This window comes from Azoarcus olearius, from assembly GCF_001682385.1.
In the GTDB taxonomy this organism is placed as follows: Bacteria; Pseudomonadota; Gammaproteobacteria; order Burkholderiales; family Rhodocyclaceae; genus Azoarcus; species Azoarcus olearius.
The window spans coordinates 2,882,852-2,895,623 of sequence record NZ_CP016210.1; the positions used below are offsets into that span (position 1 = coordinate 2,882,852).

General features: G+C 66.8%; 10 protein-coding genes. 5 read left to right on the forward strand and 5 right to left on the reverse strand.

Features of this window, described 5'->3' with window-relative positions; all coding sequences use genetic code 11:
* Positions 1-2 precede the first annotated feature (2 nt).
* From dqs_RS13195 to dqs_RS13205, 3 genes are all read right to left on the reverse strand, one after another.
* The gene (locus dqs_RS13195) at positions 3-1,028 is read right to left on the reverse strand and encodes a TRAP transporter substrate-binding protein (protein WP_065340775.1); all 1,026 of its coding nucleotides are present in this window, start codon (positions 1,026-1,028) and stop codon (positions 3-5) included.
* Between the two features lie 262 nt (positions 1,029-1,290).
* Positions 1,291-2,133, reverse strand: coding sequence for a class III extradiol dioxygenase family protein (locus dqs_RS13200; RefSeq protein ID WP_065340776.1), 843 nt, complete (start codon positions 2,131-2,133; stop codon positions 1,291-1,293).
* Between the two features lie 3 nt (positions 2,134-2,136).
* Positions 2,137-2,487, reverse strand: a complete 351-nt coding sequence (locus dqs_RS13205; RefSeq protein ID WP_011766250.1) for a protocatechuate 4,5-dioxygenase subunit alpha — start codon at positions 2,485-2,487, stop codon at positions 2,137-2,139.
* Between the two features lie 87 nt (positions 2,488-2,574).
* On the opposite strand from dqs_RS13205, the gene dqs_RS13210 reads away from it, so the two are divergent.
* Entirely contained in the window at positions 2,575-3,537 is a 963-nt protein-coding gene (locus dqs_RS13210; RefSeq protein ID WP_065340777.1) for a LysR family transcriptional regulator, read from the forward strand.
* A 249-nt stretch (positions 3,538-3,786) separates the two neighbouring features.
* Here the strand turns inward: dqs_RS13210 and dqs_RS13215 are convergent, their stop codons facing one another.
* Both dqs_RS13215 and dqs_RS13220 read right to left on the reverse strand, forming a co-directional pair.
* The gene (locus dqs_RS13215; protein WP_065340778.1) at positions 3,787-7,143 is read right to left on the reverse strand and encodes an EAL domain-containing protein; all 3,357 of its coding nucleotides are present in this window, start codon (positions 7,141-7,143) and stop codon (positions 3,787-3,789) included.
* A 630-nt stretch (positions 7,144-7,773) separates the two neighbouring features.
* Complete coding sequence (locus dqs_RS13220; RefSeq protein WP_065341736.1) at positions 7,774-8,721, reverse strand: helix-turn-helix domain-containing protein; 948 nt, start codon at positions 8,719-8,721, stop codon at positions 7,774-7,776.
* Positions 8,722-8,886: 165 nt separating this feature from the next.
* Between dqs_RS13220 and dqs_RS13225 the strand changes: the two genes are divergently transcribed.
* The 4 genes from dqs_RS13225 to dqs_RS13240 all read left to right on the forward strand — a co-directional run bounded on the left by dqs_RS13225 (position 8,887) and on the right by dqs_RS13240 (position 12,772).
* Positions 8,887-10,050: a cytochrome P450 gene (locus dqs_RS13225; RefSeq protein ID WP_065340779.1), complete on the forward strand. Its 1,164-nt coding sequence runs from the start codon at positions 8,887-8,889 to the stop codon at positions 10,048-10,050.
* Between the two features lie 85 nt (positions 10,051-10,135).
* Complete coding sequence (locus tag dqs_RS13230) at positions 10,136-10,459, forward strand: 2Fe-2S iron-sulfur cluster-binding protein (RefSeq protein WP_011766255.1); 324 nt, start codon at positions 10,136-10,138, stop codon at positions 10,457-10,459.
* 3 nt (positions 10,460-10,462) lie between these two features.
* Positions 10,463-11,737 carry an NAD(P)/FAD-dependent oxidoreductase gene (locus dqs_RS13235; RefSeq protein WP_065340780.1) on the forward strand — a complete coding sequence of 425 codons (1,275 nt, stop codon included), beginning with the start codon at positions 10,463-10,465 and terminating at the stop codon, positions 11,735-11,737.
* A gap of 159 nt (positions 11,738-11,896) precedes the next feature.
* The gene (locus dqs_RS13240) at positions 11,897-12,772 is read left to right on the forward strand and encodes an MBL fold metallo-hydrolase (RefSeq protein WP_065340781.1); all 876 of its coding nucleotides are present in this window, start codon (positions 11,897-11,899) and stop codon (positions 12,770-12,772) included.

Here is a 12,772-nt window from a genome sequence, read left to right on the forward strand (position 1 = left end):
CCTTACTTTGAATACTGCTTCACAAGGCCAACCGCCTCGTCGTACATCTTCTTGCCGTCGACGCCCTTGGCGGCCACTTCCTTCATCCACTCGTCGTCCACTTCCTTGGTGGCGGTACGCCAGCGGGCGAGTTCGGCCGGGGCGATGGCGTAGATGGTGTTGCCACGGGCGGCGGTGGCTTCGCGGCCGGCGGTGTCGGCGTCCTTGAACTGGGTGGACACCCAGGCCGACACTTCACGCCCGCTGTTGTTGTCGATGACCTTCTTCAGCTCGGGCGGCAGGCTGTCGTACTTCTTCTGGTTCATCACGAACACCATCGTCGAGGTGAGGATGGCGTTCTGGTCGGAGGCTTCGGCGTGGAAGCGGGTCAGCTCGTGGGTCTTGGTCGAGGGCACCACTTCCCACGGGATCATGCCCGCCTCGATCACGCCCTTGGAGAGGCTTTCGGCCATCTGCGGCACCGGCATCCCCACCGGCGTGGCGCCCAGCGCGGTCAGCATGCGGTTGCCCAGGCGCGACGGCGCACGCACCTTCATGCCCTTCAGGTCTTCCAGCGTCTTCACCTGCTTGTCGCGGAAGTGGAAGACGTAAGGCCCCGGCACCCAGGTGGCCAGCGGCTTCATGCCGGCGAATTCGCTCATCGCGTTCTTCTGCACGAAGTCCCACAGCGCGCGCGAGGTGGCTTCTGGCGTGGTGGCGACAAAGGGCAGTTCGAACACTTCGGAGACCGGGAAGCGGCCCGGGGTGTAGCCCGGCAGCGTCCACACGATGTCGGCCACGCCGTCGCGCACCTGGTTGAGCAGTTGCGGCGGGGTGCCGCCGAGCTGCATCGCCGGGTAGAGCTGACACTTGATCTTGCCCTGCGACTCCGCGGCGACCTTGTCGCACCAGGGGGTGATGAACTTGGTGTGCGCGGGCGACACCGGCGGCAGGAAGTGCGCCACCTTCAGGACAACCTCCTGCGCATGGGCGGCGGCAGGAACCAGCATGGCGGCGGCAATGCCCAGCGCCAGGTTACGGACTTTCATCAGCGTCTCCTCGTTTGACTGACGGGGTTCGGCCCGGTCGGACGCCGGACTCTCGAACCCGATTTCACACCGAGGACAGTCTGCCGCGTCCGCCAGTGATGTAGAAGACTTCGGTCACACTATCAGCTATAGCAGATCGAAATAGCTGGGCTGCTGATATCGCCGTTCTCCGCGACAACACCATAAGAAAGGCCGGCCCCACAGGTGGAGCCGGCCCGGGAGTGCCGCGCGGGGCGGCACGAGGGGAAGCGGACGGCGGCGCTCAGGCTACCGTTTCGATCACCATCAGCCCCGCCGCGGTGTTGGAGATGGGGATGTGGTAGTTGGCGTGCACCTTGCGCACCGCGCCCGGCAGCGCGGCCCGCGCGGCCAGCCACATCAGCAGTTCCACGCCCTGCGTGCCGGTCTTCTCCACCAGTTCTTCCATCGAGAACTGCGTCGCCCACTCGGGGTCGGCGATCAGGCTTTCCATGAAGGCGAGGTCGAAGTCCTTGTTGATGAAGCCGGCGCGCTCCCCATCGAGCTGATGCGACAGCCCGCCGGTGCCGATGATCACTACGCGCAGGTCGTCATCCCAGCCGGCAATCGCCTCGCCGATGGCCTTGCCCAGCTTGTAGCAGCGCCGCGCCGAGGGCAGCGGGTACTGCACGGTGTTGATGCAGACCGGCACGGTGCGCACCGGGCAGCTTTCGGACGCCGGCCACAGCAGCTTCAGCGGCAGCGAAAACGCGTGGTCCACCAGCATTTCCTGGCAGGTGGTGATATCGAACTCGCGCGCCACCAGGTCTTCGATCAGCTGCCACGACAGCGCGGGATCGCCTTGATAGGGCGGCAGCGTGGGAATGCCCCAGCCTTCATCGGCGTTGTGGTACTGCGGGGCCGCGCCCACCGCGAAGGTGGGCATCTTGTCGAGGAAGAAGTTGAGGCCGTGGTCGTTGTACAGCACGACCGCCACGTCCGGCTTCACCTTCTCCAGCCACGCATGCACGGGCGGAAAGCCGTCGAAGAAAGGCTTCCAGTACGGGTCGTCCTGCAGCTTGCCGGCGAGGGCGCGGCCGATGGCCGGGACGTGCGAAGTGGTGATGCTGCCTACGATCTTTGCCATGTCTTATTTCCCCGCGGCCACGAGCATGGCCTTGAACGCTTCCTTGGTCATGCCGGTCTGGGCGGCGCCCAGGTCCTGCACGTCGAGTCCCAGAATGCCGGCGAACTTCGCCAGGTAATACACGTTGCCGCCCGCGGCCAGCAGGCCGAGCACATTGCGCGTGCGGATCGCGGTTTCCTGTTCGTCGTTGAGCCCGAACTTGCGGCAGTAGGCCGCCTCGTCGCGCTGGAACTCGGCGCGGTTGTCCGCGCTGTTGAACGAGAAGCACATCTTGTTGAGCGCGTAGCCCTTCTGCGCCAGTTCGCCGTCGAAGATCGACGTGCCGGGAATCTCGCGTTTCTGCCGGGTGGCCATCCGCCTCTCCTCGTCCTTGTTGTGAGTAGGGTTATCAGTATCGGCGGCTGGACTTCACGGATAAACACAGGGAAACTCATTCCAATCATGAGCAAATTCGATCGATCTGCCGCGGCGGCGCCCTCGCCCACGCCCGACCACACCCATCTCGACGGCCATCTGCTGGCGCTGCTGATCGCGGTAACGGAGGAAGGCTCGATCACCCGCGCCGCCGAACGCCTGGGCGTCACCCAGTCCGCCGTGTCGCACCTGCTCGGCAAGCTGCGCGCCATCGTCGGCGACCCGTTGTTCGTCAAATCGGGGCGCGGCATCGTCGCCACCGCGCGCGCCGAAGCGCTGGCGGTGCAGGCGCGGGTGCTGCTGGAAGACATGCGCCGCTTCGCCGCCGCCCCGGCCTTCGACCCCGCGTCGCTCCGCACCACCTTCACCATCGCCGCCAACGACTTCCAGCGCGACCTGCTGCTGCCGCGCCTGCTCGCCCGCCTGCGCGCCGCCGCGCCCGGCGTGGCGCTAAGGGTGATCCCCTCCGACATCCCCACGCCGGAAATGCTGCGCGATGCCCACTGCCACCTCGTGATCTCGCCGCGCCCGCCGGACGCCGGCGACATCCTGCACAAGCGCCTGTTCGAGGACAGCTACCGGGTGTTCTACGACGCCGCGGTACGCGAGGCGCCCGCCTCGCTGGCCGACTACCTCGCCGCCGAGCACGTCACCGTGGTGTATGAGCCCCGCCGAGCACTGGATTTCGACCAGGGCCTCGCCACCCGCGGCATCGAACGCCGCTTCGTCGCCACCGTCCCCGGCTTCGCCGGCATCCCGTCCTTCCTGCGCGGCAGCGCCCTGCTCGCCACCGTCCCCGGCCTGCTGCGCAGCAGCCTGATGCGCGACTTCGCCAGCTGCGAACTGCCGCTCACCGCGCCACCGCTACCGATGTACGCGATCTGGCACCTGCGCGACCGGCACGATCCGGTGCATTGCTGGTTGCGGGCGGAGCTGGAGGCGGTGGTGGGGGAAGTGGGGAGTGGGGGTGCGATGCGGTCGGCGGGCTGAGGGGGAAGGTCCGTCGGAATCCAGCTACGGCAAGATGCCGGATGGGATGGCTCAGTACCGGATCTGGCCTTCGTCAGGGATTGTCGTACGACAGCGAATTGCACGAGAGGCGGCAGCTCGGCCTCAGCTGCCGGCCATTTAGGTGCGACTCTCAGGCAGCTACCGACCCTAAACAGACGTATGACGTTCGCAACATCTGTGGCGGCTTTTTGATCGCATAGCGGGCTTTCCGGCAATATGACTGTTCGGTCACACCGCCCGATCTGCCCACCACCGCTCGAACTGTTCCGGCGGCATCGGCGGCGAGAAGTGAAAGCCTTGGCTGCGATCACAGTGATGCTCGCGCAAAAAGGCTGCGACTTCAGCCGACTCGACACCTTCGGCGATTACTTCCAGTCCGAGTGAACGGCCGAGGGCGATGATGCCTTCGACCACCGCGGTACTGGCGTCGTGACGCCCGATCCCCTGGACGAACGTTTGGTCGAGCTTGAGGATGTCGATCGGCAGCCGGCTCAGATAGCCGAGGCTCGAATAGCCGGTGCCGAAATCGTCGAGCGCCACCTTGACCCCGATCGCCTGCAAGCCGGACAGAATGTGGCGGGCTGCCTCGGCATCCGCCATCAGCGTGCCCTCAGTTACCTCGACGCGCAGGCTCGCGGGCGACAAGCCATTGCGTTGGAGCGCATCGCCGACGCTGGCCACGAAATTTTTCTGCCGGAACTGCAGCGGCGATACATTCACCGCGATCGGCACGGACGGGCCGCCTTTGTCCGCCCACTCGCGCTGCTGCCGGCAGGCTTCCTGCAACACCCAATTGCCCAAGGGCCGGATCATTCCTGCCTTTTCGGCGACGGGAATGAACTGTCCGGGCTCCGAGTTCATTGCCGGCCAGCGCAGCAGGGCTTCGGCACCGACCACTTCAACTGTTTCGGTGTCGACCACGGGCTGGTAAAAGAGGACGAATTCCCGGTCGGCCAAGCCCTGACGCAAGCGGCTTTCGATGCGCAAGGCCTCGCGCATTCGATCGTTGAACTCGGCGCGGAAGAACTGGAAGTCGTTCTGCCCGTTCTCCTTGGCGTGGTACATCGCGGCATCTGCATTTCGGATCAGCTCCTCGATCTCCTCGCCATCCTGCGGGAACAGGCTGATGCCGATGCTCGGGGTCACGGTCAGTTCGAGGCCGTCGACCCGATAAGGCTGTCGGAGGTGATCGAGGGCGTGGCGCGCCACGCTCGCCGCATCCTCCGCCCTGCCGATCTTCGCCAGCACGGCGAGGAACTCGTCACCGCCGAGACGGGCAATCAGGTCGCCGCCGCGGATGCACTCACCGAGCCGAGTTGCCACCTGTTTGAGCACCGCGTCGCCGATCTGATGGCCGTAGGTATCGTTGATCGGCTTGAAGCGGTCGAGGTCGACGAAGAGGACCGCGGCGCCTGCCCTTTCACGGGTCGCGGCCGCCAGCAGATGCTCGGCGAATTCGTACAGCAGCGCACGGTTGGGCAGGCCCGTCAGCGGATCGTGCTGGGCGATCCTTTCCGCCGCCTTCCGTTCGGTAATGTCGGTGCAGAACACGACGAGCCCTTCGGGCGACGGAAAGACGCGTACCTCCCACCAGCGCTTGGTCGTCGGATTGAGGTAATCGATGCGCTCCGGCGTGCGCGCCTGCATCGTATGCTCGAGCAGCGTCCTGACCGGGTCCCTCTGAGCGGCCGGGAATGCTTGTCGCGGATCCTTGCCGATCAAGGTCTCTCTCGCCTGACCGGACTCCTGCGCCGCCTTGTTATTCACGAAGGTAATTCGCCAGTCCCGATCGACGGCGACGAAAGCATCGCTGATGCTTTCGAGGATCATCTCCAAGTGCGCCTTGATAGCCTCGGCCTCGGCCCGCAACACCTGGATGCGCCGGGCGTGCTCGGACTGCGCAAGCAGGCCGGCGACACGAGCAAGCAGCTCGCGGGTACTGAACGGCTTGACGAGGTAATCGTCGGCTCCAGCCTGGATGCCCTCGATCCGGGCCTCTTCCGTGGCACGTGCCGAGAGGATGATGATCGGCAGAGTCAGTGTGCGGGAATCCTTGCGCAGTGCACGGACAAGCGCGATGCCGGTGATCCCGGGCATCATCACATCGGCGACGACGAGGTCCGGCCGACGGGAGTGGATGGTAGCCAGCGCAGTTTGGCCGTCGGCCACCGTTTCGACCTCGTAGTGCTGGCCGAGCATACGGCAGAGGTAGCCACGCAGGTCGGCGTTGTCTTCCACGAGCAAAATGCGCGCTCGCGGCGCGGTAAGTACCTGGGCGTTGGCCGGCAGGTTCGGCGAGGCCGCCGGCGACAGCCAGGCGAGCGCTTCGCCCGCATACAGCTCGGCGCCGCGGGAAACGCTGGTGCGGAGCTGTTCGGCAAACACGTGTTCAGCGGGCAGGTGGGTGTCGCCGAAGGGAATGCTGACGAAGAACATCGAGCCCTCGCCCTCGCGGCTATATGCGCGGACCGTCCCCCCATGCAAATGGACTAGCTCGTGGACGAGTGCGAGTCCGATCCCCGCGCCTTCCTGCGTGCGCCCGTGACGGCCCTCGGCCTGATAAAACCGCTCGAACAGATGGGGTAGATCATGCTCGGGAATCCCGGTGCCGGTATCACGGACCCGCAGCTCGACGTGATCGCCCCGGGCGCGCAGACGCACCACGATCTCCCCGTGCAGCGTGAACTTGAACGCATTCGAGATTAGATTTAGGACAATCTGCTCCCACATGCCGCGATCGACGTAAACCATTTCGGACAGCGGCGGGCAATCGACAATCAGGCTCAGCCCGGCGCGTTCGACTGCGCTGCGAAAGACGCTCGCAAGCTCACTGGTGAAACTTGCAAGGTCGGTCGGCTCGTAGCGCGCGGCGACGCGTCCGGCTTCGATGCGGGCGAATTCGAGCAGCGTGTTGACGAGCTTGAGCAGACGCAGCGCGTTGCGATGGGCGAGCTCCAGTTCTTCGCGCTGTGCGTCGTCGAGGCCGCTTGCTTGCTGCAGGATGTCTTCGAGCGGGCCGAGCATCAGCGTCAGCGGGGTGCGTAACTCATGACTGACGTTGCTGAAGAAGGCCGTCTTCGCCCGGTCGAGCGCGGCCAGGCTCTGGTTCGCTTCGTGCAGCCGTCGGTTGGTCTCGACGCGTTCCCGAGCGCGCTGAAACATCTCGGCTTCCAGCTCATGGATGCGTCGGCTCAAGGCCTCGCTATCCTTGGTCTCGGCGGCGGCCTGCTGCTTCATGCGCATGAAGTCCGTGACGTCCTCGACGCGGTGAATGATGTAGAGGACTCGGCCGTCATCGCCGAGGACCGGAGAATTGACCGGGCTCCAGTAGCGTTCGTCGAAACCGCCCCCCTGCTCGGCCGGCCGCCGGACGTCGTACTTCTGCACCGGCATGGTGTCCGTCTTGCCGGTCTGCAGCACGCGTTCCAACGATGCCTTCAGGGCAGCGACGCCTTGGGCAAACGGGTCCGCCGGGTTGTCGGGGAAGACCTCGAACATGTACCGCCCAAGGATTTCTTCGCGCCGGGTCAGGGTCGCCTTCAGGTAGGCCTCATTGACCGCGACGATGGTGAAATCGGGTGCCATGAGCAAATACGGCGCAGGGGTCGCTTCAAACACCCGTCTATACACCGATGGGGCAAGCGGGCCCCTCACGCTATCGGATTCATCATGTCTCATCGTTTCCTTCCTCCTCGCTCTCCGGCCGGCTGCGGAGGGGGGTGTGGCGGTGACGCATGAAAACAATTGCTAGGACATTGCATACCGACGAATGTTTAGCTCGCTGGTGTGACGGCCGTGGGGGTCGTTGTCACGTCCCGAGGGTCAAAGAACCGTCGAGCAGCGCCAACGCCGCGCGGAAGGGGAGGCTGGAACGGACCCCAGAGCATCCTGTCGGATTCGACTTCGGCGCTCTCTACCAGCAGCAAACGGTAGGTACAGCGAACGGCGGCTTCCAAACCCAGTAGCTGCCGCTTGCTGACCATCTTTCCGAAGGCACGAATGTCTCTTGCTGGCCGAGCCCGGCCAGTCATGTTCCGTCAACTGGGCGTCCGCTCCGGCCGAAGGCCGCCACTGAGTGGATAACGGCCGCCGGAGCGGACCTGCCTCTCAAATGGTGGTTTGATAAAAAACGTGACCCGCCGCGCGTGGCCGAACCCCATCCTCCAGGCCCTTCCCCCAGCGTCGGCCAGACCCCAACCAGCCCCGCCGCCCTCCTCACCTCCCCTGCCGCTCGCGGTATCCACTCGGGCTATCCCCGGTTCGGCGCTTGAAAAACCGGCAGAAGTAGGCCGGGTCTTCGAAGCCGAGGTCGAGCGCGATGCGGCTAACCGGCGCCGCGGTATACACCAGCCGGCGGCAGGCCTCGCGGGTGAGGCGGTCGTGAAGGTATTCCAGCGCGGGGCGGCCGCTCGCGGCCCGCGTCAGGCGGTTGAGGCTGGGGGTGCTGAGGCCTAGCTGCGCGGCGTAGCGCGACAGCGGCCAATGCGCCAGGAAGTTCTCCTCCACCAGCAGCAGGAAGCGGGTGAGCAGTGCCTGGTGATGCCGGCCGCGCTTGCCGGCGGCCGCCGCCGACACGCTGCGCGCGCAGCCCTGCGCCAGCCGCCACACCACCGCTTGCGCCAGCCAGCGCGCCACTGGCGCATCGGCGGCATCGGGCGCGGGGAATTCCTCGGCGAGCTGGCGCAGCAAGCCGTCCAGCCGGCGCGCGGTGGCGGCGTCGCCCTCCTCGCCGCCGTCCAGGCGCAGCAGCCGCGGCGCGGCGAAGAGCTGGCGCAGGGATTCGCCCGCGGTTTCGAGATCGCCTTCCACCAGGAAGCGGCCGTCCAGCGTGAGCACCATGCCCTGGGTGCCGGGCGCGAAGCGGAAGCCATGCACCGCACCGGGCGGGATGACGATGGCCGCCGGCCCCGCCACCTGCTCCTGGCATTCGTCCAGCGCCACCTGCGCCATGCCGTCGCCCACCCAGATCACCTGGTAGAGGCCGCGGTGCACATGCGGCTCGATCTCCCATTCGTACAGGCTGCTGCGCAGTTCGATTTCCTCGATATGCATCAGCTCCAGCGCGGAGGTCGCGGTTTCGCCGTACAGCGCGAAGTCGGGCACGGCGCGCTGGCGGGCGGCGGAAGGAGGCAGCCGGACGGCGGCGGGCGAAGGGGTCGTCATGCTGCGGCGCACCGTGAAAAGCGAAACCGTTTTGATCGAAAAGTGCAATTCGTTCCGACTTTATTGCACTGACTCGAATAACCACACTCCCTATAGTGTATCCACGCGATCGCCGGCAAGTGGCGATTTCAAGCGGAATCTACCAATAACGAACGGAGACACACGATGTTCAGCTTCGACCCGTACTCCCCCGCCGTGGATGCGGATCCGTTTCCTTTTTACAAGACGCTGCGCGATGAGCATCCCTGCTTCTGGAGCAAGGAAGCCAATATGTGGGTGCTGTCGCGCTACGCCGACATCGTCACCGCGCTCAACGACTGGCAGACCTTTTCCTCGGCCAAGGGCAACCTGATGACCGAGCTGCCCAACCGTGCCGGCGCCACCCTGGGCACCACCGATCCCCCGCGCCACGACCGCCTGCGCGGCCTGGTCCAGCACGCCTTCATGAAGCGCAACCTGGAAAGCCTGGCCGAGCCGATCCGCCAGATCGCGCGCGAAACCGCGGCTCCGTTGGCCGACCTCAAGCAGTTCGATTTCATCGAGGACTTCTCGTCGAAGTTCACCGTGCGGGTGCTGTTCGCCGCGCTCGGGCTGCCACTCGGCGACGAGGCGCTGGTGCGCGAGAAGGCGGTGACCATGGTGCAGTCCGACGCCGCCACCCGGCAGAAGGGCCCGGAGCACATCGCCGCCTACAACTGGATGCAGGACTACGCCAGCAAGGTCATCGCCGAGCGCCGCGCCAACCCGAAGGACGACCTCATCTCGCACTTCTCGATGGCCGAAATCGACGGCGACCGCCTCGACGAGCGCGAGGTGCTGCTCACCGTGACGACGCTGATCATGGCCGGCATCGAATCGCTCGGCGGCTTCATGGGCATGTTCGCGCTCAACATGGCCGACCACGCCGACGCCCGACGCCAGTGCGTCGCCAATCCCGACCTGCTGGTGGATGCGATCGAGGAGTCGCTGCGCTTCAACACCTCGGCGCAGCGCTTCCGCCGCTGCCTCACGCGCGACCACACCCTGCACGGTCAGACCATGCGTGAAGGCGACTTCGTCTGTCTCGCCTACGGCTCCGGAAACCGCGACGAACGCCAGTTCCCCAATCCGGACGTGTATGACATCGGCCGCAAGCCCAAGGGCCACCTCGGCTTTGGCGGTGCGGTGCATGCCTGCCTCGGCACCACCATCGCCCGCATCTCGGTGAAGGCGGCGATGAACGCCTTCCACCGCGTGGTGCCGGACTACGTGCGCGTGCAGGAACACCTGCCGTGGATGCCGTCCTCCACCTTCCGCAGCCCGCTGCGGCTGGAACTGGCGCGCGCCTGATCCGCCCTGCCCTATCCGCCGCGGCGCCGTGCGCACCGCGGCGGATGTTTTCGCATTCACCCCACCCAGAACAGAGGAGACAACCATGGTCACCGTCACCTACATCGAACCCAACGGCAACGAACAGCAGATCGACGTCCCCGAAGGCTGGAGCCTGATGCAGGCCGCCATGTCGAACGGCGTGGACGGCATGGAGGCCGAATGCGGCGGCTCCTGCGCCTGCGCCACCTGTCATTGCTACGTGGACGAGGCCTGGGCCGAGCGCGTGCCGGCCGCCGCCGAAAACGAACTGGCGATGCTCGACAACGTCGCCGCCGAACGCCGCCCGACCAGCCGCCTGTCCTGCCAGATCAAGGCCACCGCGGCGCTGGAAGGCATCGTGCTGCGCCTGCCCGTCAACCAGAGCTGAGGCATGGACGCGCCGCTCATCGCCGGCCCCGAGGGCGCCGGCCTGCCGGGCAACGGCCCGGTGGTCATCGTCGGCGCCGGCCAGTCCGGGCTGCAGGTGGCCGAATCGCTGCGCAGCGAGGGCTATGCCGGCGTGATCGTCATGATCGGCGACGAGCCCTGCCCGCCCTACCATCGCCCGCCGCTGTCCAAGGCCTATCTCGCCGGTGAGGCGAGCGAGGCGCAGCTCACCATCCGCGCGCCCGAGGCGCTCGCGAAGAAGCAGATCGAGTTCGTCGCCGGCGTCGGCGTGGAGTCCATCGACCGCGCCAACACCCTGCTCACGCTGACCGACGGCCGCAAGCTCGCCTACGCCGCGCTCGCGCTCGCCACCGGCTCGCGCGCGCGGCCGCTGCCGGTGCCCGGCGCCGACCTCGCCAACGTGTTCGCGCTGCGCACGCTGGAGGACACCCGCCGCATCGCCGCCGCGCTGGCCGCGGCACAGCGCGTGGTGGTGATCGGCGGCGGCTTCATCGGCCTGGAATTCGCCGCGGTCGCCGCCAAGCAGGGCAAACAGGTCACCGTGCTGGAGGCCGCCGGGCGGTTGATGGCGCGGGTGGTGGCACCGCCGGTGTCGGATTTCTACGCCGCGCTGCACCGCGGCCACGGCGTCGCCATCGAACTCGGTGCAGCCGTGTCGGCGCTGCGCGGCAAGGCCGGCCCGGCGCAGGACGCGGTCGCCGCCGTATGCACCGCCGACGGCCGCGAATTCCCCGCCGACCTGGTGATCGTCGGCATCGGCATCCTGCCCAACAGCGAACTCGCCGAAGCGGCCGGACTCGCCTGCAACCGCGGCATCGTGGTCGACGGCTGCTCGCGCACCGCCGACCCGCGCATCGTCGCCAGCGGCGACTGCACCGCGCGGCGGCTGGAAGACGGCAGCCTGCTGCGGCTGGAATCGGTGCAGAACGCGGTGGAACAGGGCAAATCGGCCGCCGCCGCGCTGCTCGGCAAGGAACGCCGCTTCGACGCCGCCCCCTGGTTCTGGTCCGACCAGTACGACGTCAAGCTGCAGATGGTGGGCTTGTCCGCCGGCTACGACCAGGTCGTCAGCCGTGGCGAGGTCGAAAGCCAGCGCTTCTCGGTGTTCTACTTCCGCACCGGCAAACTGGTGGCGATCGATTCGATCAACCAGCCACAGGTACACATGCTCGGCCGCAAACTGCTCGACAAGGGCAACAGCCTGACGGCGGCACAGGCGGCAGACCCGGCGTTCGATCTCGCGGGGGCTGCGGCCTGAAGCAGGGAGCGGCCAGCCGCTCCCTGCTTCAGGATCGGGTTCCACGGTCGGTCCTCGGGTTGGTTCCCCTCCAGGCCGGAGGCCGAAACGCGGCGGCGGACGTGATATGTCCGAAATCAGCAGCTAGAATATAAGCACTTCTTTATATTCCAGCTGACCATGACGACCTCCGCGCCGCAGCCCGCCGACATCCGGTCCTTCTTCGACGACGAAACCTGCACCGTCACGCACGTGGTGGCCTGCCCGCAGACGCGGCGCGCGGCCATCATCGACAGCGTGCTCGACTTCGACCCCAAGTCCGGGCGCACCCGCCACACGCAGGCGGACCGCGTGATCGGGCACGTGCGCGCGGCCGGACTGACGGTGGAGTGGCTGCTGGAAACCCACGCCCACGCCGACCACCTCAGCGCCGCGCCCTACCTGCAGCAGGCGCTGGGCGGCCGCACCGCCATCGGCGAGCACATCCGCGAGGTGCAGGCGGTGTTCAAGCGCATCTTCAATGCCCACGACCTCGGCACCGAGGGCCGCGAGTTCGACCGCCTGTTCGCCGACGGCGAGCGCTTTCACATCGGCGAGCTCGAAGTGGAGGTGATGCACACCCCGGGCCACACGCCAGCCTGCATCAGCTACCGCGTGGGCGACGACGTCTTCGTCGGCGACACCCTGTTCATGCCTGACTACGGCACCGCGCGCTGCGACTTTCCCGGCGGCGATGCGGCCACGCTGTACCGTTCCATCCAGAAGCTGCTGGCGCTGCCGCCGCACACCCGGCTGCACCTGTGCCACGACTACCCGCCTGACGGTCGCGCGCCGGCCTGGGTCAGCACCGTGGCCGAACAGCGGGCAGGCAACATCCACGTGGGAGACGGCAACAGCGAGGCCGCCTTCGTGGCGCTGCGCAACGCGCGCGACGCGACCCTGGCGATGCCGGTGCTGATACTGCCGGCGGTGCAGGTGAACGTGCGCGCCGGCCACCTGCCGCCGCCGGAGGACAACGGCGTGCGCTACCTCAAGCTGCCGCTGAACCTGCTGTAG